17 protein-coding genes, 1 tRNA gene and 1 pseudogene are annotated in these 20363 nt (G+C 61.4%); 6 read left to right on the top strand and 13 right to left on the bottom strand.

The window, feature by feature from the left end; all coding sequences use genetic code 11:
* The first annotated feature begins 174 nt into the window (after nt 1–174).
* Genes ACZ5TO_RS11880 through ACZ5TO_RS11870 form a run of 3 tightly spaced genes read left to right on the top strand, consistent with a single transcriptional unit; the run spans nt 175 to nt 3290 of the window.
* Nucleotides 175–792 (top strand): hypothetical protein, encoded by a 618-nt coding sequence (locus ACZ5TO_RS11880; RefSeq protein ID WP_464798225.1) that lies wholly within the window; start codon nt 175–177, stop codon nt 790–792.
* A gap of 41 nt (nt 793–833) precedes the next feature.
* Nucleotides 834–2765: an AAA family ATPase gene (locus ACZ5TO_RS11875; RefSeq protein WP_464798224.1), complete on the top strand. Its 1932-nt coding sequence runs from the start codon at nt 834–836 to the stop codon at nt 2763–2765.
* 12 nt (nt 2766–2777) lie between these two features.
* A complete protein-coding gene (locus ACZ5TO_RS11870) occupies nt 2778–3290 on the top strand; it encodes a hypothetical protein (protein WP_464798223.1) in 513 nt (170 codons plus the stop codon).
* Between the two features lie 7 nt (nt 3291–3297).
* On the opposite strand, the gene ACZ5TO_RS11865 is transcribed toward ACZ5TO_RS11870, so the two are convergent.
* Complete coding sequence (locus ACZ5TO_RS11865; RefSeq protein WP_464798222.1) at nt 3298–5361, bottom strand: AAA family ATPase; 2064 nt, start codon at nt 5359–5361, stop codon at nt 3298–3300.
* Nucleotides 5362–5583: 222 nt separating this feature from the next.
* Between ACZ5TO_RS11865 and ACZ5TO_RS11860 the strand changes: the two genes are divergently transcribed.
* Complete coding sequence (locus ACZ5TO_RS11860) at nt 5584–6741, top strand: Shedu immune nuclease family protein (RefSeq protein ID WP_464798221.1); 1158 nt, start codon at nt 5584–5586, stop codon at nt 6739–6741.
* 6 nt (nt 6742–6747) lie between these two features.
* Complete coding sequence (locus ACZ5TO_RS11855; protein WP_464798220.1) at nt 6748–7614, top strand: restriction endonuclease; 867 nt, start codon at nt 6748–6750, stop codon at nt 7612–7614.
* Between the two features lie 27 nt (nt 7615–7641).
* On the opposite strand, the gene ACZ5TO_RS11850 is transcribed toward ACZ5TO_RS11855, so the two are convergent.
* The 11 genes and pseudogenes from ACZ5TO_RS11850 to xylF form a co-directional block, all read right to left on the bottom strand.
* A complete protein-coding gene (locus ACZ5TO_RS11850; RefSeq protein ID WP_464798219.1) occupies nt 7642–8172 on the bottom strand; it encodes a hypothetical protein in 531 nt (176 codons plus the stop codon).
* 138 nt (nt 8173–8310) lie between these two features.
* Nucleotides 8311–9999, bottom strand: coding sequence for a hypothetical protein (locus ACZ5TO_RS11845; protein ID WP_464798218.1), 1689 nt, complete (start codon nt 9997–9999; stop codon nt 8311–8313).
* A gap of 51 nt (nt 10000–10050) precedes the next feature.
* Nucleotides 10051–11109, bottom strand: a complete 1059-nt coding sequence (locus tag ACZ5TO_RS11840; protein ID WP_464798217.1) for a dsDNA nuclease domain-containing protein — start codon at nt 11107–11109, stop codon at nt 10051–10053.
* 148 nt (nt 11110–11257) lie between these two features.
* The gene (locus tag ACZ5TO_RS11835) at nt 11258–11530 is read right to left on the bottom strand and encodes a hypothetical protein (protein WP_464798216.1); all 273 of its coding nucleotides are present in this window, start codon (nt 11528–11530) and stop codon (nt 11258–11260) included.
* A 14-nt stretch (nt 11531–11544) separates the two neighbouring features.
* Nucleotides 11545–12186, bottom strand: a complete 642-nt coding sequence (locus ACZ5TO_RS11830) for a hypothetical protein (RefSeq protein ID WP_464798215.1) — start codon at nt 12184–12186, stop codon at nt 11545–11547.
* The gene (locus ACZ5TO_RS11825) at nt 12183–12875 is read right to left on the bottom strand and encodes an HNH endonuclease (RefSeq protein ID WP_464798214.1); all 693 of its coding nucleotides are present in this window, start codon (nt 12873–12875) and stop codon (nt 12183–12185) included. Before ACZ5TO_RS11825 ends, ACZ5TO_RS11830 begins: the two co-directional genes overlap by 4 nt.
* A 94-nt stretch (nt 12876–12969) precedes the next feature.
* Nucleotides 12970–13110: pseudogene (locus ACZ5TO_RS11820) on the bottom strand (short-chain dehydrogenase); the annotation flags it as partial.
* A 622-nt stretch (nt 13111–13732) separates the two neighbouring features.
* Nucleotides 13733–13809, bottom strand: a tRNA-Arg gene (locus ACZ5TO_RS11815).
* Between the two features lie 135 nt (nt 13810–13944).
* The gene (locus ACZ5TO_RS11810) at nt 13945–14730 is read right to left on the bottom strand and encodes an ATP-binding cassette domain-containing protein (RefSeq protein ID WP_184143667.1); all 786 of its coding nucleotides are present in this window, start codon (nt 14728–14730) and stop codon (nt 13945–13947) included.
* A 14-nt stretch (nt 14731–14744) separates the two neighbouring features.
* Nucleotides 14745–16058 (bottom strand): sugar ABC transporter permease, encoded by a 1314-nt coding sequence (locus ACZ5TO_RS11805; protein ID WP_184143665.1) that lies wholly within the window; start codon nt 16056–16058, stop codon nt 14745–14747.
* 173 nt (nt 16059–16231) lie between these two features.
* Nucleotides 16232–17275 (bottom strand): D-xylose ABC transporter substrate-binding protein, encoded by a 1044-nt coding sequence (xylF, locus tag ACZ5TO_RS11800; RefSeq protein WP_464798213.1) that lies wholly within the window; start codon nt 17273–17275, stop codon nt 16232–16234.
* A gap of 246 nt (nt 17276–17521) precedes the next feature.
* On the opposite strand from xylF, the gene ACZ5TO_RS11795 reads away from it, so the two are divergent.
* Nucleotides 17522–18742, top strand: a complete 1221-nt coding sequence (locus ACZ5TO_RS11795) for an ROK family protein (RefSeq protein ID WP_464798212.1) — start codon at nt 17522–17524, stop codon at nt 18740–18742.
* A 485-nt stretch (nt 18743–19227) separates the two neighbouring features.
* Here the strand turns inward: ACZ5TO_RS11795 and iolG are convergent, their stop codons facing one another.
* Nucleotides 19228–20220, bottom strand: a complete 993-nt coding sequence (iolG, locus tag ACZ5TO_RS11790) for an inositol 2-dehydrogenase (protein WP_184143660.1) — start codon at nt 20218–20220, stop codon at nt 19228–19230.
* Nucleotides 20221–20363 lie beyond the last annotated feature (143 nt).

The following is a 20363-nucleotide window of genomic DNA, read 5'->3' as shown; positions in this document are numbered from 1 at the left end:
GGACGACCACACGAAAAAGCAATTGCCAGCGGCTTGACGCCGCCGCTTACGTTCTCTATCTGTTCCGCCATCATGTATTACATCGCTCGCTACGCCTCGGCACGAATACGCTGACCGACTGCCGGACTTGCTAGTCCGGCGTCCGCCCATCCGTATTGTGTTCACGAGGGTGCCATGAAGAGCATTCCCTACGAGAGGCCGCCGGGCGATGTCGTCCCGCGAAACGAGCCTCCTCGCTTCTACTATCCGCTTGCCACCATCAAGTGCGCTGGACATCCCGCCTTCCGCAGCCAGGAAGCTCGAGACTTCGCATGCCTTCTCGACGTCGACCCGGACGTCGCCCGCTGGTCGTGCGAAGGAGTCGACCTGTCCTACGGCGAGGAGATTTACCGCGTCGACTTCGTCGTCACCGGAACGGACGACCGCACCTTCATGGTGCACGTCGGCGAGGACACACCGAAGCCGCCTGACTGGATCGATCTTGCCGTCGGCCGGCTGGGTCACGCCTACCGCCCGGTCGCCATGCACGACTTCGTCGACAGCAACCGGCTTGCCAACGCCAAGGACCTCCTTCGATACGGCTTCTACCGATGCCCTCTCGGCGACCGCGTGCGCATCCTTGCCGCGCTAGACGAGGTGGGATCGCTGACCGTCGCCGAAGCGCTGTCCGCCTTCCGGGAGGGACGGCCGATGGCCTGCCTCGCGGCGCTGATCCTGCAAGGATTCCTGGAGGTCGATCTGGACGATGCCCTTATCGGCCCAGAGACGGCCGTCCGCCGGATACGGGAATGAGACTGCCCATGTCGTCTCAACTCGTAATCAAGGACAGGTCCATGAAGAACCACATCACTCCGCGGAAGCGCTTCGGCCTTCCCGAACAGCTCGCGTACGCATCGATCAGGAGCGCCATCCGGCCACTGCTCAGGGCGGATGCATTCGTCGCCGTCGTCGTCATCCCTCCCGGCGCCGACGTCGGCCCATACTTCCGCGCGGCCGATGCCATGCTCAGCACCGGCAACCGCTACAGGAAGACCGCCGCCATCGTCGACTTCGACCCGAAGAGGCCGCTGAACTCCGCGAGGGAGATCGCGAGCGCGCTCGACGAGAAGAAGGTCGTCCTTCTCTTCCCGGAGGAGGCGTCCATCACGGTGGCAGCCCGGCTCGCCGCCGATGTCGTCGTCCGCCTGAACCCGCCGACCATTGATCAGGTGAAGGGAATCTTCCGCTCACTTTATGGCGGCCGGCTCACCGACCAGCAGGCGGAGATCTTCCTGCTGATCGACGAGGAAATGCAGCGTGCAGTCGTTCGTCCGGGACGGAGCGTCGGGCGCATGCTTGCCCAGCTTGTCATGCGGTCCGAGGTGCCGCGCAAGGCCGGGCCGCCGCCTGGACAAGGGTTCGAAGACGAGGAGGAGCTTCGCCTCGAATCCATGAGCGGCTACGGCGAGGCCCGCCAGTGGGGACTGCAGTTGAAACAGGACCTGAAGGACTGGAAGAACGGACGCATCCCGTGGAGCGACGTCGACCGAGGCCTCCTGCTGTCCGGGCCGCCTGGCGTTGGAAAGACCATCTTCGCGGAGGCGCTTGCGAATACCTGCGGCGCGATGCTCGTCATCGGCTCCGCTGCCCGCTGGCAGGCGAAGGGCCATCTGGGCGACATGCAGCGGGCCATGTTCAAGGCGTTCGAGGACGCCCGGAACGCGGCACCCGCGATCCTGTTCGTCGACGAGATCGATGGATTCACCGATCGCGAGAGCGACCACGGTCACAACAGCAGCTACGTCCGGCAGGTGATCAATAGCTTCCTCGAATGCCTCGACGGCACGGTCGACCGGGAAGGCGTCGTGGTCGTCGGCGCCTGCAACAATCCGGCCGTCATCGATCCGGCGATCCTTCGGCCCGGCCGGCTGGACAACCATGTCCGATTGCCACTGCCGGATGCCGAGGCGCGTGTCGGAATCCTTCGCCACCATCTGCGCGGCGACCTACCGGAAGAGGACTTCGCCCAGTTCGCCGAGGACAGCTTCGGCCTGACCGGCGCGGACATCGCCCGGATCGTCCGGCTGGCCCGGCGCGTCGCCCGCCGCGACCGCAGGGCGGTCACCATCGCGGACGTCATGGGAAGTCTTCCGGGTCGCGTACCGCTCTCGGAGAAGTTCCGTTGGGCGCTGGCGATCCATGAACTCGGCCACGCGGTCGTCGCGGTCGCCACCGGTGCCCGCAAGGTCCGGGGCGTTTCCATCGAGAGCAGGGCGTCGGCTTCGCTGGAGCGTCAAATTCTAGGCGGCGCCGTGCTCGAAGGCGGAGAACTCGCGAACAACGGTAAACAGTTCTACCTCGACAACATCGCCATCCACATGGGCGGGATGGCCGCTGAGCAGATCTTCGTCGGTCACCATGGAGACGGCGTCGCGTCGGACCTCGACGGGGCGACGCGACTTGCGATCATCCTCGACCGGCATCTTGGTATGAACGGCATGCTCGCCTCGTGGCCGGCGGGCGTCGACGAGCGGCTGATCGACAGCGCCCGCCGGGTCGACGGCCCTTTGCTCAAGAGGATCGAGCCTGTACTGCAGGAACAGCTCGCCCGCGCGAAGACCATCATCGAATCCTACCGAACCTCGATCGAAGGCCTCTGGCTTGAGCTGATCGGAGCTGGGCATCTGACGGGACAGCAGATCGTCGACGGCCTGAAGCCGGACGATGCCAAGGATATGCCGACGCCGAAGACGCGCCGGAAGATCAGACAACGGCTTCACGGATGAAGGAGAGACAGCATGACCATTGAATCCATGACGACGACGGTGCCGCCGAACGTCACGGGCTGGAAGGGCCTGAGCGACGCCGCTCACCTCGAGCGGCTGAAGACGGCCCTGTTTCGGACAAGGGGCCGCGCCCGCTTCGACCGGGCGGCCGCCGACCGCATTCTGGACGATCTCCGGCATGTCGCCTATCGGCGCGGTCGCCAGGCCGCGGAGGTCTTCCAGTTCCTCGATCAGGACTTCTTCGACGCGGACGAAGACCTGTCGATGGCGCAGGACGACCTAAACCGGATGTCGAGAAATCTGCCGTTCCTGCGGGAGGTTACAGCCGTTGTTGAAGAGATCGAATCCATACGGGATCAGATGTCGGATGAAGCGCGGGTCTTCTTCGGGTGGCGGCCGTATGCGGGGAAATGGGCGTTTCCGAATCCTGTTTGGAGCGAGCTGCGGACGGCGTTTCAGGAAGGAAGGGACGACGCGGACAGGGCACCGGGACGGTCCCGATGCCCTGTTTTCTGTAGACAATGACGTTTCGCTATTTTTCGAAAGCCTCGAAGAGCTTGATCCACATTTCTTGAACCGCGATATCGACCTTCTCGATACCTTGGTTGAGGAGATGCTGCTTCACTCGGCGGGCAAGAGGAACTTTCCATCCGTTCTCGAGTTCAATGCCCTCCCGCGAAGCCCAGCTTTGTATTTGCGGAACTATCGGACCTGATTTCAGACAGCTCTCGAAGTCGTTCTCGGCGTCTTTGTATAGTCGGTCGACGATCCGGGCAATTACATCAGGCGGCGCGAGATCTTCCACTTCGCTACCGTCCATGCCCGTGAAGTCGCGAACACTTAGAACCTTCTCCTTGAACTCCGTGTACAGGCCGTTTTTCAACTCCTGCGCAGCTTGCTGGCCTGGCCGGTCATCGTCCAAGAGCACAAGTGGAAGATCGTCGTCGCGTCCTGTCAGCATACTGGCAATCTGCTTGGCGTTTCTTGCTCCACCAGACGGCGGGAAGACGAGTTCCCGAGCGGGTCCGATCTTTCCCGCATGGATCAGCATTATCTTCATGGCCGTAAGGTAGTGTTGATCCGAAGGCCCCTCGATGATGACGGGTTTGCACCCCACCATCAGGCTTTCGGCGATCGTCAAATTCAGTGCGGAGTGAACGGCATAGGAGGCGCCGTTCTTTGTCTTTTCGTTGCCACCCTCCCGCAAATCCGGCGTCGCTTTGGTCGTGCCATCGTCGTCGACGTACACCTTGCGAACCCGATCTAGGCGGTCAGCATCCACGAGGAACGGTGAGTGAGTGGTGTACAGAATCTGGTTCGTGCTCGCGAGACTGTCAAAAAACTCGGAAAGGTCCCTTTGCGCTAGCGGATGCAACGAGAGGCCGGGCTCGTCCAATAACAATACCGCGTTCTGGTGTTCCTTCGCGCTCTCCACCAAGAAAACGAGATAGAAGCTCAGGAACCATTGAAGCCCCGTGCTACGGCTTTCGAGTTCGATTTCTTGCGGCCGTCGATCATCGGCGACCCATATCCGAAAGAAATTACCGTCCGCCTCAAAGCGAAAGCGATAATCGCCCTGCTTCCACCAAGCTCTAAACTCGTCTGTCAGGGAAGCGCTAGCCGATTGAAGCAAGATCGAACGCTCGCGCTTGTTTTCCGCGACCTCGGCAATTTGATCGTCTGTCGGCCGTCCCCCACGGCTCGCCTCGTGCTCCTTGCCCAGCTCCAGTACCTCAGCCGGTTTCAACTGGACGAAGTCGAACAGGACACGCAAAGTCCGCGCCTTCGCCTCCTCCTTAGTTCCCAAGTCGGTACGTGTCAGATTCTCGACAACGTGCGGAAGGTAAATCTCCGAATCCAGATTGCCGTAGTTTGAGTAGTAGACGAAGGTCGGAAGATTCGCGACGACGATCTCTTTGACGGTTGGCTGTTCCCCGAGATCCTTCTGCTCGATATTTTCCCGAATGGAATCCAGCGCGTCGACAGCTTGGCGATACCGCGGCGAGATCGTACTGGTCTTGGGCGGCTCTTCAGGGATTGCAGCGCTAAGCAACTCCGAGAGAGCTTCGATCGCTCCACCATCGAGCCGATCGCCGGAGACCGATGATAATCCTTTCCGAATCTGATCCAGGTACGCAGCCTTTTGGGCTTCTTCCGATTTCAGTGGTTCAGTTCCTTCAATGTCCTTGGAGAGCAACTGAAGGAGCGATGTCACTTTCTCCGCCGCGACGTCGCGTTCAATCCGAGCATCAGGGAAATCGACGGTATAGCTGCCGTCGTAGAATCTGGACACGTGAACTGTTCCAAGTCGGCTGGCCGAGAACCCCGTAATGTCGGCGATACGGGGAGCGAGACTGCCGGTGTCAAACTCGACGGTTATGAACTTGTAGGCGCCCGGATTTGTCCTGATTGGCCCAAAGATCTTCTTAGGATAATCCGATGTCGGATGCAGGCCACCCTCGCGCGCGGGATTGAATTTCCATAGGGGCAGAAGGAGATTTGTCTTTCCCGACTCGTTCACTCCTATGAGTGCGGTTACCCGATCGATGTCCACCCAACCGCTGTCTGCGACGGAGCGGAAGTTCATGACTTTCATGCGCGTAATCTGGAGAGTCATCTCGGACCTATATCGTTGGATGTCAACAGGATGAACGAGGCCGGCGCACGATTGCAAGAACCATTTTAAGTTGCTCAGAGACATTTCACGGCTACATGTAAAACGACCTTGCTGGAGCTCCCGATTCTTCAGCCTTCTGTTGTTAAACTTCGCTTCGCGTGATCTATTCCGCGCCAACCTAAAGCTGCTGGATATCCGGGAATGAGCGATGACGATGCGAAGTTCTTCGAGCTTCGGAAAGAAGGCAAGGCTTACCTCAGCAAGGTTTTCGAGCATGGCTCGATCAATCCCGAGCGCCGGCGGCTGATCCGAGCTGTTATCGACGGAACCGAGAACGTGCTCCTCGGCGAGATAGAAGGATCGATGTGTCTCCGGATGACCGGCGAGAAGCGGAAGACGCAGGTTACGGCCCTTGTCAGCCAGGACGACGGTGGAATTCGTCGCGTAACGTTAGAAACCTTCCAGAACCGTGCAGGCGACTGGTACCAAGGCTACGAAAAGGACTCGTTCTCATTCCGCTCGGATGAATTCGAACGCCTGCTCGCATTCCTCGAGAGCATCAAGTTCATCGATCGCTCGAACGAGGGAACCTTCGACGTTCGCGACGTGTCTGTTGGCAACGGCCCGAAGATCATCACCGACGCCTCCGACCACGCGCTGCTGACAAGGATTCGACGGCTCGGCCCACAGGAGCGAGAGCGGCTCTTGCGGGACGTTCAGCCTGAACTTAGCCAAAACGAGATCAACCTCCTGCTGGGGCGGCGCCAGGGTCTTGAAGAGTTCGAGCGTGAACTCGCCGAGGGATCTTGGTCGGAAACAAGCTGGCAGGACTTCTTCGAGCGGCAGAGCTGGGTCTTTGGCTACGGTCTCGATTACAGGATCATGCGCCCCTTCGATCGGGAGATGGTTGTGGGGGCCGGGGGAACTGATGACCGGGACCGGCCGACGGTCGATTACCTGATGAACTTCACCGACTATTCCGTCCTCGTCGAGATCAAGCGGCCGGACACTCCGATTTTCGCGCAGCGCCGAGCAGGTCGATCCGGCACCTGGCGCTTCAGCAACGAGTTCATGGACGCCGTCTCCCAGGTTCTGGAGCAGAAGGCGGAGTGGCTCCTGCAAGCTCAGACAGGGCAGAACCACGACAAATCCGGAGACCGAAAACTTGAAACGAGGACTCGAGATCCGAAGGCGATACTTGTCCTCGGCAGCGCCGCTGAGATTTCGGCCGTCGGCAACCGTCGAGACGCCGAGGTTCGCCGCGACACCTTCGAACTCTTCCGTCGGGATACTCGAAACTTGGACATCGTCACGTTCGACGAACTCCTGGATCGTGCCCGTTTCATAACCCGAGACTGATGTCACATGACCCTCCGACCCATAGAAGCCAAGCTCGTCGATGATCTTTTCGTCCAAGGAGGATACGTTCTCAACTTCACGAACCAGACCTTCACCGAATTCTTTCGGCACGAGGTCGGCGTGGAAATTTACGACGATGTCTATGGCTTCCGGGGGAATTCCAAGGGCAAGCGTCTCGTCGCCTTCACGCAGAAGGCTCAGCCGAAGGCAATTGCCAAGGCCCTGGCGGGATTATGGGAATATCTGCAGGCTGACCGCCCCGACGATGCCACCGATGCCAACCGGAAGAAACTCAGCGCGATTATCGAGCGGTTGGGCGGCCGGCCGCTGCCCGGTGCCGCTGTCGTAGAGGAGCCCAAAGTCACTCAGCCGCTACGCCCTGCGGAGGGTATCCTCGCAGCATTGGAATCCGAATTCCTCGCACTCGAAGCGATGACCGACCGACCTCACGAACGAGGGTACGCCTTCGAGCGTTTTCTGAAGCGGTGGTTTGACACGTGGGGGCTGGACGCCCGTGCGTCCTTCAGGACTATCGGTGAACAGATCGACGGATCTTTTCAACACGACGGCACGACATACCTTGTCGAGGCAAAATGGCATCGCGCGCAAACTGATGCCACGATGTTGCATTCCTTTCAGGGAAAGATTGAAGAGCGCACCATATGGACCCGTGGGCTGCACGTTAGCCATGCCGGCTATTCAACCCCATCCTCCGCTGCGTTCACCTCGAGGCGCATCATCTTGATGGACGGTCAGGATATCTACATCGCGCTCAATCGGCGCTTGGATCCGGCGATTGTGATCAGGGAGAAAGCCAGAGCTGCTTCTGAGCGAAAGAACCCGTTCGCCAAGGTGCTGGAACTCTTTCCGTAGACGGCGCCGGGGCGAGCGCAATCACTCTCAGTGTTTCGGCGCCTTCAGCGTCTTCACCATCGTGTCGATCACCGGGCCATACCGCTTCTGCTGGCGGGCCGGATACTCCAACGTGAAATTCCCCATGGCGCCGTCACATAGCGCGATCTGCCGCATGTAGATGATGCGGTCGCCCTTCGTGCCGGAATAGCTCGCCCATGACGCTCCGCGTTTCTCGTAGGTGAACTGCCAGCCGGCGTCGGTCGCGAACTTCTTCCGGAGATCGCTTTTCTGGGAAAAGCCGCCCTCGGTAACGTAGTTCCCCCAGATTGAGAGCTTCGCCTTACCGTCCGGGCTCTGGAGACCCAAGCCGTCGCCGTTTTCCGGCATGAGTGTCGTCTTGAAGTCGCTGGGGATGTCGGCGGCATATCCAAAGCGGCCGTTCGCGTATGGTTTGAAGTCGGCGGCCGCAGCCGTCGCCGCAGAAAGGAGAGCCGCTAGGATGGCAACGTATCGGCGGCGCATCAGATCTTCACTCGCTTCAAATGGAATTCGGCAGTCGTAGCACAACGCGATCAAGCAGGGCCATCTATCCGCATGCACGGCGATGTTCCGCGCTTCACGTCATGTCGCCTTGAAGAGCGCTCAGGCAGCCGCCGAGCATCAAAAGTGGATGGTGTAGGCGGCCGACGACGGCAGATCGGAAGGCCCCTCACGTCAGAGCGTCTCGAGCGCGGGTCTCAAGGAGGCCGAGACGAATTCGAATTCGCTGCTTTGCAGAACCGATCGCTTGTCGTTGAACTCGATGACGCTGGCGTCTCCCGGATCGATGCCGTGCATGGAAACCGTGCCCAGGATCGTCTGACCCTGGGGGTGGCGGGAATCGATGATCAGCGAGAGCATGGACCGCGCGTTCGTGTCGTCCTGATCCTGCTGGTTGGGACTGTCGATGACCATCGGCGCGGCGAACGCCGTCGAAAACTCTTGAATGGTCGCAAGCAAGGCCAGCTCGTACGCCAGCAGAAGGCGAGGCTGCTCGCTTCCGGTCTCGACTATGCGGCCCGTGATCTTGGAAACAGCGTCGTAGTCTGGATTGAGCACGTTCAGCCTGTCGATATAGCTGCGCATCCTGTCTGCATAGAAACGCTCGCGTTGTTCACGGTGCTGCCGTTTGTTGAATTCCTTGAGCGCTGCCTCCATCTCGACAATGGAAGCCTCGAAGCCGCCGATCTTCTCGTCGAGTTCGGAGATTTGTTCGTTGAACAGGGACATGGCCTGTCGCCTGCCTTCGTTCTCGATCACCTCCTTGAGCGTTACCTGTTCGCGTTCGGATTCCAGGGTCGACTGAACCTCTGCGATGATGCGCTCGGTCGATGCCATTTCCTCTTCGACGTCGCGCGCCTCCTTCGCGAGATCGTCTATCTTGTCGAGAGAACTCGCCACGAATTCGAAGCACTGGTCGCGGTCCGCAAGGATTGAGAACCGATGCCTGAAGTCGTTCCGATGATCGGTTCCGCACGTCGGGCAGGCGATCGTCTCACGTCCATCCGAGGCAGCCCAGTTCGCATCGGCGCCGAGTTCTCTCGCAGCGGCGCGCGCCAGCTCGATTTGTTCCTCGAGAAGGAGCCGCTCGTCGACGACCTGGGCGAGTTTCGCCGCGCGCCGTTGGCGCTTGTCGCGAAGATCCGTCAGGCGGACGAGAAGCTCCTCGACCGCTGCGTCGTGATCGTAGGCGGAGAGTTCGATGCCCTTGAACACCGGATCGAGACCCAGCTTCGCGACGACGCCGGCTACCGTGTTCCGTTCGGATATAGCCTCGGACTTCAGGCGTGCGGCGATCGTCTTTTCTGCGGAGATCTTGTAGAACTCGTTCGGCTTGATGCCCGAATGATATTCGATGATCGCCCGTTTGAAGTTCGCATACTGCGTCAGCCTGTCGAACGACGAAAGAGGGCGCTCCCACCCTCCGTCCTGGTCCATGTAGAACGGTAGAAACGCATATGCCGGGGGAGGCACCTCCGGTTCGTTCTTCCTGTTCAAAAGCGTCAGCCCGAAGTCGAGCTTGTCGGCGAGAAACGGCCCGAACTCGTGGGTGATGCTGTTGGTGGAAATCAGCTTCTTCCCTTCGGCGTCGAACATGGCCAGTTGACGGCCATCCCTGACGACGGAGTAGGAGGCGTCGTCGATCCGGATATGAAGCCTGCTTTTGACGTTCGCGGCTACCCAGTCGCGATGTATCGCCTGAGGAGCCGCACCGAGCGTCCAATAAAGGCTCTTAATGACCGAGGACTTACCGACCCCGTTTATTCCCTGGATGATCGTCAGCTTCGGGTGGAAGTCTATCGTTCGCGCCTTCCTTTCGGTCAGCGACAACAATTCCAGCCTTTCGAAGCTCAAGCGTTTCATCTTTTTCTTTTCTCAGATTTCGGACGAGAAGGGCGAAGCGTTCGCGTTCGTTCATTGGCGTTGATACTCGTAGAGGATCATGGCGGTGATCGTGGCTTCGTCGGCGTTAGGCGACCACGCATGCACCACGTCCCGAACTTCCACGACGGCCTCTTGCAGAGCCAGGATGAAATCTTGGCGCCCATCGAAAATCGGTTCAATAGCTGCGGCGATCTTCGGCGCTACATGGCGCAACGTTTCCCAGCGCGTTCTGCGGTCGATCTCATAGCGGTCCCACGCCTTCATGATCGCGGTGACCCTGACGAATCCCAGCGGCTGGAGAAAGGGAGCGACGTTCGCCCAGCTCGGCGACGTGTACTCGCCATGGACGGCGAGGAAGGATTCGACGTCAGACCTCTTCAGAACATGCGCGGCGTCGAACTCCGTCAATGTCCGGACCGCGGGCTGCGGCTTCGCCTTCCGCCTGCACTCCCCGGACAGGGCGTCGAAGAACGTCTTCGCGCCGCGTTCACTTCCCGTGCGCTTGAAAAGCACGTCGGCCACCTGTCCGACGACGGTGTGATGCGCATTGTTGAAGTGGAGCGGACTGTAGTTCAGATGGTAGTACGGCAGGTGGGTGGCAGCCACGAAGGCGGCGTCTTCGGCACTCATCGCGGCGCCGAGTTCCTTCAACGATTCCTTGTCGAGCGTTGTCAGGCAATGTTCGCCGACGTCCGAACTGAGTTTTGGCATGGGCATGTTCGTCACCATCACCGCCCGGTCGATGCACGTCGAGAAACGCCTGATGTTGTCGAACATTTTTCCCGCGACCGAAGCGCCGAGCCCGTCGCCGTCCTTCACCTTCTTCCGCTCGGTGAACCTACCGACAGTCCAGTTGCCGCTCTTGCGCGTCTTTACCTGGTAGAAGACGATCTTCCTTGGCGTCGCCTCGTGGTCAAGTTCTAGGATGTCGTCGTGGGATTCGAACAAGAAAGCATAGGATTGACCCGTGACGTGAAGCGCGAGCATGCGCTGGATGCCCCAGGCAAACTGATAGTCAAGGCGCTCGGTCAGAACAGCGCCGCCTTCCTCGCGTTTTGCCTCTCGCTTTATCTTTTCGACTACGCCCATCTCGTCCCGACGCGAATCAATTCTCTCTGCGGCAGCTAAGAGTAGCAAAGTCGTAGTGAATGACGATAGCGTCGGGCGAAGATCGGACCCTGTCCACGAAAGCAACACAGACCCGTATGCGGTCTGAATCCTTGCGGAAAACTCGAGCCTAGTCTGGCAGCGCCATTTCGAAGAGCGGCACGCATCCTTCGTTCAACACGAAGCCCGTCTCCTCGGCTTCAGCCGGCAGCATGTAGAGGACGTCCAGCGGCAGCTCTCTGCCAGCGAGAGCGATCTCGCTCTTCAGCCGCGCCAGCGGCTCGCCGGAGGGGCCGACGATCAGGACGTCGAAATCGTTCCCGGCACGCACGAGCGAAGAACCGAACATGAAGGATTCGAACTCGGACAGCGACGGGCAGGTTTCAAGGAGCTGTCTCGCCACTTCGGAGGATGTCTTCAACGACCTTTCAGGAGCACCTTGAGTTCGTCCCATTTCATCACCTTGCAGCCCAGCTCGTCTCCGGCCTCGATAGCCTTCTGCGTGGGCTTTCCATTCGGATTGATATTCCATACGACGTCCACCGCCCCAAATCTGCCCCATAGACTCCGAACAGCCTCGGCCGTCGGCTCGTATTCCATGAGCATTCCGATTCGGAGTTTCCGCCCGTCTACGAGCGATACACTATGGACTCGATCAAACTCTCGATCGATCGACGTCACGCATCGGAGCTGCCTGATCAGCCGGTCGGAGAAAAAGAACTCCTTGTGGCTGGCCGTCTTTACGTTGTCGTCCTGAATCGCTGAGGTGAGCGTTCCGCCGTTTCCCCAGCCGATCTTCTGACTCTCGAGGTACCTGATGGCGCCGCCTTCCCAAACGGCACTTTTTCTGTAGCCGCAGAGAAATTCCATCTCGGGATACTCCTGATGGTAGGCTTTCGCCACCGCAGCATCGATGAAGTCGGCATCTGAAATAACGGCAACAGATTCGGGCCGTCTCTCGGCCGTGATCTTGATGGCGTCACCGCGGATATTCTCCGCCCCCGTCACGGCAGGAACTTCCAAAATGGATTTGATTGCGTAGTCGACCTGCCAGCTCATGCGAACATCCCATCCATTTCAGCAGGATACCGTATGCCACTCCCAGCGACGTCGCATACGTGCCGTTCGGAAAGACCTCTTACGTGTTCCTGGTATCGGGCGAATGTCTCCTTTTCCGCGTCGTTGGCGTGATTTAGGTTCGCCTTGATGATCGCGAGGATACGGAAATGGTTCGGCAGGATCACGCTTCTCATTCGCTGGGACCACGTCTTCGCGGTCTCGGACTCGGGGTCTAATTTGAAAGCCTCGCCATCCACAGGGGCGAACTCCTTCCACACAGCTTTGTTCTCGCTCATGGCTGAGGTGACTGCGTCGCGCACCTGCCTGCGCTCGTCGTAGGCTGTAATGCCCTGCTTGCGCGCGAGCGCCCCAACATGCTCCGCCTTCCATCCCAGCAACGTGTTGCGAGGATAGGCTTCCGGATCCTTGTCTATGATCGTGTGGCAGGTCGGGCATAGGAGGATGAGATTTTCGAACGTGTCCGGTTCGAATTTGCCTGTTGGACGTTCTTCCCGACGCGGGCCGTCTTCGCCGTGCGGAATGACATGCGCCATCTCTGCAATATGCTTGTCGCCTCCCATTTCCGCGGGGAAGAGGGGAGCGAGGCAGTCAGGACGCTGGCAATGGCCGGCGGCGGCCGAGAAGAGGCGCAGTTTCAACTCTGTCGGGATATGCTTTCGATCTGCCATAGGTGGGCCTTAGGTTCGGACGCAATCCGAAATGGCACCGATGGCTCAAGGATTCAAGCCCGGCTTGAGCGCCGAGGTTTCTGATCCTCAATCCTTAACGACTGCCCATGCTGCCGTCGATGACGAGCATGCTGCCGACGATGTAAGAGGCCTCGTCCGGAGCTGGGAAGACGATCGTCTTCGCGACTTCCGACGGTCGGCGAAACGGCCGGCCCTGGATCTGGGTGGCCATGGCCGCCACGCTGGGCATCGTCCAGCGGAAATGCGGCTCGTCGACGCAACATAAAGGATTCAAATCCTTTAGGGGCAGTCGCCGAATCCCTTGCAAGACACGCGCGAGTCCATGGAGGGTCTCCTCGAGCGATCACGGGGCGTAATAAATGTCAGTATATCCCAACTATGCTGTGAATTTTCGCCGAGCTTCGATATTTGCCTAGCTATGCTTGCGATGGCAAATACGAAAGCAAAACCGGCGAGCTCAATATACTTGCTTTCCGCGCGCAAAATTGGAGATACTTGACGGGGTATGTTTGAATCCTTTGCAGGCTCATCGTTTCGAACGGCTGCTTGTTACAAAGCGTGTTCGGCATTCAGCACACGCGGTCTGAGCCTGGCGTTTTTCGAGGCAGGACGAGCGCCCGTCCTGACGTGGAGAATGATGGTTCCGGAACGGTATCGTCGTCGAGCAACCTGTTGGATACTCCAACGAGGGGTCAGATTAGTAGTGGGATATTGGCAAGCAGAGGATTTGGAAGCGTGCGGCGGGGAATGGCACGAGTGAGAGTCCGCTCTTGTGATATCGAGCGTCCGGTCAATACGGAATTAATCCGCTCTCATGTGTCGCTCTAAAATTGAGGTGGCGCACCCGACAGGATTCGAACCTGTGACCTTTGGAATCGGAATCCAACACTCTATCCAGCTGAGCTACGGGTGCTTGCCTGACGATGACTCGTCTGTCCGATGAGGGGTTCTTAGCCCAGGTGGGGGCGGGCTTCAATCGGGAAATTGCGGGAAGGCTATCTCTTTCAAGGGAAAAGCCGCCGGGGTGGGCCGGCGGCTTTTTCTTGGGTCAGGCGGTCTGCATGGCGCCGGGGCCGGGGATGGCCTTTTCCGGGACCTTGCCGAGGATGATCATGCCGAGCACCTCGTCCTTCGTCACGTCCTCGGTGCGGGCGTGGCCTACGACCTGGCCGTTCTTCATCACCGAGACGCGGTCGGCGAGGTCGAAGACGTCGTGGATGTCGTGGCTGATCAGGAAGATGCCGATGCCTTCCTTCTTGAGCTGCTTGATCAACTCGCCGACCTGCGCCGTCTCCTGGGGGCCGAGCGCGGCGGTCGGCTCGTCCATGATGAGGATGCGGGCGTCGAAGAGGATCGCGCGCGCGATCGCCACCGACTGGCGCTGGCCGCCGGAAAGCGCCTTCACCGGCTCCTTGAAGCGCTGGAAGTTCGGGTTGAGGCGGCCCATGACCTCGCGGGTCTTGGCCTCCATCGCCACGTCGTCGAGCGTGCCCCAGGGGGTGCGCAGCTCGCGGCCGAGATAGAGGTTGGCGGCCGCGTCCACGTTGTCGGCGACGGCGAGCGTCTGGTAGATCGTCTCGATGCCGTATTTCTTGGCGTCGCGCGGATTGGTGATCTCGGCGGGCTCGCCGTTGATCAGGATCTCGCCGCTGTCGCGCTTGTAGGCGCCGGAGAGGACCTTGATCAGCGTCGACTTGCCGGCGCCGTTATGGCCGAGCAAAGCCACGACCTCGCCGGGATAGAGATCGACCGAGGCATTGTCCACGGCATGGATGCCGCCGAAGGAGATGGAGATGTTCTTCATCTCCACGAGGGGCGTACGGGTGTCCGTCATTGGGTGGGCTCCTCTTACTTGGCGCGGGCGCGGTAGATCGTGTCGAGCCAGACGGCGACGACGAGGACCACACCGACGACGATGCGCTGGAACGGCGTGTCGATACCGACCAGCACCATGCCCGATTGCAGCGATTGCATGACGAGGGCGCCGAGCATGGCGCCAGCGATTGTGCCCATGCCGCCGGCAAGCGACGTGCCGCCGATCACGGCCGCGGCAATCGTGTAGAGCTCGTCGAGCTCGCCCTGCGCGTTGGTCGCGGCATTGAGGCGGGCGGTGGAGATGGCGGCGGCGACGGCGCACAGCACGCCCATCAGCGCGAAGATCTTCACCGTCACCCAGCGGGTCTTGATGCCGGCAAGCTCGGCCGCCTCCGGGTTGCCGCCGAGCGCGAAGACGTAGCGGCCGAAGCGCAGGCGCGTCGAGATGAAGGTCATGACGATGCCGACGACGATGGCGATCAGCACGGGGATGGCGATGCCGTGCGGGATGAAGAGGCCGCCTTCGGGCCAGGCGATGCCGTTGGCGTCGGCGAACTTGCGGGCGATGGCGACCGGCCAGGGATAGGAATTGACGACGGTGACGGCGCCGAGCACCACCGCACAGCCGACGGCGACGAGGAAATATTCGGCCCACATGGGGCGCAGCGGGAAGCCGAAGCGCTTGCGCTGCTTGCGGGAGTTGGCGATCGTCGCGACGATGGCGATGCAGGCCAGCGCCCCGACGATCCAGCTGGCGGTCGCGCCGATGGAGCCGTTGGTGCCGCCGCCCATCAGGCGGAAGGTCGCGTCCATGGGAGCGACCGTGCGGCCGCTGGTGACGAACCAGGTGGCGCCGCGCCAGACGAGGAGGCCGCCGAGCGTGACGATGAAGGAGGGCACGTTGAGGAAGGCGACGATGAAGCCCTGCAATGCGCCGATGGCCGCGCCGAGCAGGAGGCCGGCGGCGAGCGTGATGATCCAGATGGCCGGATGCTCGAAGCCGAGCAACTGGGGTAGCAGTTCGGCCTGCAGCACGCCCATGGTCATGCCGACGACGCCGAGGATGGAGCCGACGGACAGGTCGATGTTGCGCGTGACGATGACGAGCACCATGCCGGTCGCCATCACGGCGACGGAGGCGGTCTGGACGGAAAGGTTCCAGAGGTTGCGCGGCGTCAGGAACAGGCCGCCCGACAGGATGTCGAAGCCGATCCAGATGATCAGCATGGCGCCGACCATGCCGAGCAGGCGGGTGTCGATTTCGGTGGCGCGGAAGAAGCGCTTCACCGGATTTTCGCTGGCCAAGCGCGCGCGATTGGCAGCTGCGGTATTCGTGATGTCGGCCATGGCTTTGCCGTTCCCCCACTTCTGTTGAACGTGTCGTCCGGGCGTTTTCGGGACGGGGCCCGCTCGAGGATGTGTCGCCGCCTCATCCTCCGCCCGCTGCCCATCTTGCGCAAGCGCCGCAACGTTTCACGTTGCGGCGCCCGGCAATGGTCAGGTCAGTCCGGTGGTCCGGTTCAGTTGCAGGCTGCGACCGAGCCGGCGGCTACGCCCTGGCAGGCCGTTTCCTTGGAGATCCAGCCGGCGTCGATGACGACGTTCAGGTTGTCCTTGGTGATCGGCAGCGGTGCGAGGAAGACCGACTTCATCTCGACGCCCTTCGGGCCGCCGTTGAAGGTCGTCACGCCTTCGATGTCGTCCATGGTCTTGCCGCCGGCAAGCTCGGCCGCGATTTCGGCGGCGCGCTTGCCGAGCTCACGCGAGTCCTTCCAGACCGAGACGGTCTGCGTGCCGAGCGCGACGCGGTTGAGCGCGGCGTGGTCGGCGTCCTGGCCGGAGACCGGGACGGAGCCGGCAAGGCCCTGTGCGGCAAGCGCTGCGATCGCACCGCCGGCCGTGCCGTCGTTCGATGCGACGACCGCGTCGACCTTGTTGTCGTTCGCCGTCAGGAACTGTTCCATGTTCTTCTGGGCGTTTTCCGGCTTCCAGCCATCGGTGTAGGCTTCGCCGACATTCTTGATCTTGCCGGCGTCGATGGCTTCCTTCAGCACTTCCTGCTGGCCTGCGAAGAGGAAGTCGGCGTTCGGGTCGGAAGACGAGCCCTTGATGAAGACATAGTTGCCTTCCGGCTTCACCTTGAAGACTTCGCGGGCCTGCATGCGGCCGACTTCCTTGTTGTCGAAGGTGATGTAGAAGGCGGCCGGGTTCTCGATCAGGCGGTCGTAGCCGACGACCGGGATGCCTTCAGCAGCGGCCTTTTCGATGGCCGGGCCGATGGCTTCGGAATCCTGGGCGAGAACGATGAGGGCGTTGGCGCCCTGCGAGATCAGGGATTCGATGTCGGTCAGCTGCTTTGCGGCGGAGGACTGGGCGTCAGCCGAAATGTACTTGTCGCCGGAGGCCTCGAGCGCAGCCTTGATGGCGGCTTCGTCGGTTTTCCAGCGCTCTTCCTGGAAGTTGGACCAGGAGACGCCGACCACCAGGTCCTTGGCGTGCGCGACGGCCGAATGCATGGAAACGATGATGGCAGCCCCTGCCATCAGCTTCAGAACGGATTTCATAATTATCCTCCCAAGTGAATACCGGCCGTCCGGGCGAACCTCCCGCCCAATCAACGACCGATCACGATAATACTGTCCAGATGCCCCTCCCGGTGATGCCGGGACTTTTTTCTCGACAGTCGAGAAAATAGATGTCAGAACTTTCGAAGGCTGTCAACAAGCCTTTGACGGGTCTTGAACGACGGCGTGACAGATGCTTTGGGAGGGGCATGTGTTGCAGCAAGTGAAAGCGGGCGGAAACGGGCGATGCTGGTGAAGTCGAGCACGGAGCTTGTGCGTCAGCAGAACAGTGCGCTGGTCCTCGCCTCGCTGCGCCGGCACGGGCCGCTTGCCCATACGGACATTTCCCATCATACCGGCCTTGCCTCGGCCACGGTCTCGGCCATCACGGCGGAGCTGGAAAAGGCGGAAGTGCTGGAGCGGCGCGAGCAGCAGGCGTCCGCCTCGCGGGGCCGGCCGCGCGTCATCTTCGGCCAGCGGCGCGATGCCGGCTACCTCGTCACCGTGCGCATCTCCTCCGATGCCGTGCAATATTCGCTGGCCGACTACGGCGGCACGCTGATCGACCGTTTCGAGGAGGCGCGCAACCATGCGGATTCCTCGACGCAGCCCTTTGCCGACGCCTTCGTCGCCGCGCTGGACAGGCTGGCGGAGCGCTCGCAGATCGCGCGGGAGCGGGTGCTGATCGTGTCGATCAGCAGCAAGGGCCTCGTCGATCCCGCGCACGCCCTTCTCGTCTGGTCGCCGGTCTTCGGGGAGCGGCAGGTGGATTTCGCCGCGCTGCTTTCGCCGCGCTGGCGGGCGAAGATTCTCATCAGCAACGAGACCCTGCTCGTCGCCCACGCCATGGCGCTGCGCATGGAAAAGGCGGGGGCGGAAAACCTGCAGGCCGTCGCCGCGCTCTCGCTCGGCCACAGCATCGGGCTCGGCATCGCGCGGCGCGAGCGGTCCGGCGAGCTGACGGTGACGGCGCCGAATTTCGGGCACATGCTGAATTCGTCGGACGGCAAATTGTGTCGCTGCGGTTCGCAGGGCTGCATCGAGGCCTCGGCGGGCTTCTATGGCATCCTGCGCACCGCCTTCGAGGTGCCGCCCGATACGATCCCCGCGAAATTCGTGCCGCTCGCCGAGATGGACAAGATCGCGCTACGGGCGCGGCAGGGCCACCGCATGTCGGAATACGCCTTCCGCCAGGCCGGCCTCGCGCTGGGGCAGGGGCTTTCGCGCATGGTGAGCCTCTACGACAACATGCCGATCGCCATCACCGGGCCCGGCACGCGCTATTACGACCTCATCCAGCGCGGGATCGAGGAGGGATTGGCACAATCGCAGCAGATCCGCCTCTTCGGCGCCCCGCCGATCTCCGTCGTACCGGAGGAGGCGACGCTGGTGCTGGAAGGCCATCTCGACCGCGCGCTGGCGGAGATGGACCACGATATCATCGCGGCGAAAGCGGTGGGGGATTGAGAATAGGCGGCAGGGCTGGCTCAGATGCCGCAAAGGCTGGCTCAGGTTCCGCGAAGATTGGCTCAAGCATCGCTTAGGGCCCGAGCTCAAGCATTGACTGTAGCCCCGACTTCTCCTCCACCCAGAACCTCTCCTCCATCCCGAACCTCTCCTCTACCCTGAACCTCTCCTCCGTCATGCTCGGGCTTGACCCGAGCATCCATGCGGCACCCGCTGCGGGCGAGGTGTGGATCCTCGGGGCAAGCCCGAGGATGACGATGGAGAGTGGGGCGGGGGCGGAGGCAGGGACAAGGGCAGGGGCAGGGGCAGGGGCAGGGGCAGGGGCAGGGGCAGGGGCAGGGGCAGGGGCAGGGGCAGGGGCAGGGGCAGGGGCAGGGGCAGGGGGCAGGGATAGAGGCTTCTGCACAAGTGAACCGGCAACACACCCTCCACAAAAAAGACCGGGCGATTTCTCGCCCGGCCAGTTGCCTTGGGAGGAGGGGCCGTCAGGCGACGGGGATCTGGCGCTTTTCTTCCACCGATTTCACGGCCGCGTCGGCGAGTGCAAGGGCGGCGAGGCCGTCGGCGCCGGAGGGGGAGATCGTCGCGCCCTTCTCGATTGCCGCGATGAAGGCGGCGATCTCGTTGGCATAGGCTTCCGTGTAGCGGGTCATGAAGAAGTCGTGCAGCGGCGGACGGGTGTAGCCCTCGCCGTTGGCGACCTCGATGGAGACCGGGCGCTGGTTCTCGGCCGAGACCATGCCCTTGGAGCCGTGCACCTCGATGCGCTGGTCGTAGCCGTAGGTGGCGCGGCGGGAATTGGAGATGACCGCCTGCCTGCCGGATTTCGTCTGGAGGATGACGGAGACGCTGTCATAGTCGCCGGCCTTGCCGATCTCCGGATCGACCAGCACGGCGGCGGTCGCGAAGACGGAGGCGATCTCCTCGCCCAGCAGGAAGCGGGCCATGTCGAAGTCGTGGATCGTCATGTCGCGGAAGATGCCGCCCGAGCGCTTGATGTAGTCGACCGGCGGGGCGCCGGGATCGCGCGAGGTGATCGTCACCATCTCGACCTCGCCGATGCGGCCCTCGTCGATGGCCTTGCGCACGGCCATGAAATGCGGGTCGAAGCGGCGGTTGAAGCCGACCATCAGCTTGCCGTTGGTCTCCTCCACAACCTTCATGCAGGCCCTGACGCGCCCGACGTCGAGGTCGATCGGCTTTTCGCAGAAGATCGCCTTGCCGGCGCGCGAGAAGCGTTCGATGAGGTCGGCATGGGTGTCGGTCGGCGTGCAGATCACGACGGCGTCGATGTCGCCAGCCGCTTCGATCGCCTCGATGGTGCGGACCTCGCAGCCGTATTGCCCGGCGATGGCCTCGGCGGCGGCGGGAAACGCATCCGCGACGGCGACGAGCACGGCATCGGCATTGCCGGACACGGCCTTGGCATGGACCTTGCCGATGCGCCCTGCGCCGAGGAGGCCAAATCTCACAGTCATCTTCATTCTCTCTGCTATGCCGCAAGCCTTCGCGGCGGAAAGGGGCGGGGCGATTCGCTCGCGTCCCGCAAAAGCGCCGCGGCTTGCCGCGGGTGTTTCTCTATGCGATTCCATCCAAAACGGAATGGATGAGCCGTAATCGG

It is taken from the genome of Shinella sp. Sh6 (assembly GCF_055392685.1).
Note: the sequence above shows the minus strand (reverse complement) of the source record. Positions and strands in the feature narration are given on the sequence as shown.

Excerpts from the sequence above, each read along its gene's own strand:
- ACZ5TO_RS11880 (WP_464798225.1), top strand. The coding sequence starts at position 175 with ATGAAGAGCATTCCCTACGAGAGGCCGCCGGGCGATGTCGTCCCGCGA.
- ACZ5TO_RS11875 (WP_464798224.1), top strand. The coding sequence starts at position 834 with ATGAAGAACCACATCACTCCGCGGAAGCGCTTCGGCCTTCCCGAACAG.
- ACZ5TO_RS11870 (WP_464798223.1), top strand. The coding sequence starts at position 2,778 with ATGACCATTGAATCCATGACGACGACGGTGCCGCCGAACGTCACGGGC.
- ACZ5TO_RS11865 (WP_464798222.1), bottom strand. The coding sequence starts at position 5,361 with ATGAAAGTCATGAACTTCCGCTCCGTCGCAGACAGCGGTTGGGTGGAC.
- ACZ5TO_RS11860 (WP_464798221.1), top strand. The coding sequence starts at position 5,584 with ATGAGCGATGACGATGCGAAGTTCTTCGAGCTTCGGAAAGAAGGCAAG.
- ACZ5TO_RS11855 (WP_464798220.1), top strand. The coding sequence starts at position 6,748 with ATGACCCTCCGACCCATAGAAGCCAAGCTCGTCGATGATCTTTTCGTC.
- ACZ5TO_RS11845 (WP_464798218.1), bottom strand. The coding sequence starts at position 9,999 with ATGAAACGCTTGAGCTTCGAAAGGCTGGAATTGTTGTCGCTGACCGAA.
- ACZ5TO_RS11840 (WP_464798217.1), bottom strand. The coding sequence starts at position 11,109 with ATGGGCGTAGTCGAAAAGATAAAGCGAGAGGCAAAACGCGAGGAAGGC.
- ACZ5TO_RS11830 (WP_464798215.1), bottom strand. The coding sequence starts at position 12,186 with ATGAGCTGGCAGGTCGACTACGCAATCAAATCCATTTTGGAAGTTCCT.
- ACZ5TO_RS11825 (WP_464798214.1), bottom strand. The coding sequence starts at position 12,875 with ATGGCAGATCGAAAGCATATCCCGACAGAGTTGAAACTGCGCCTCTTC.
- ACZ5TO_RS11810 (WP_184143667.1), bottom strand. The coding sequence starts at position 14,730 with ATGACGGACACCCGTACGCCCCTCGTGGAGATGAAGAACATCTCCATC.
- ACZ5TO_RS11805 (WP_184143665.1), bottom strand. The coding sequence starts at position 16,058 with ATGGCCGACATCACGAATACCGCAGCTGCCAATCGCGCGCGCTTGGCC.
- xylF (WP_464798213.1), bottom strand. The coding sequence starts at position 17,275 with ATGAAATCCGTTCTGAAGCTGATGGCAGGGGCTGCCATCATCGTTTCC.
- ACZ5TO_RS11795 (WP_464798212.1), top strand. The coding sequence starts at position 17,522 with ATGCTGGTGAAGTCGAGCACGGAGCTTGTGCGTCAGCAGAACAGTGCG.
- iolG (WP_184143660.1), bottom strand. The coding sequence starts at position 20,220 with ATGACTGTGAGATTTGGCCTCCTCGGCGCAGGGCGCATCGGCAAGGTC.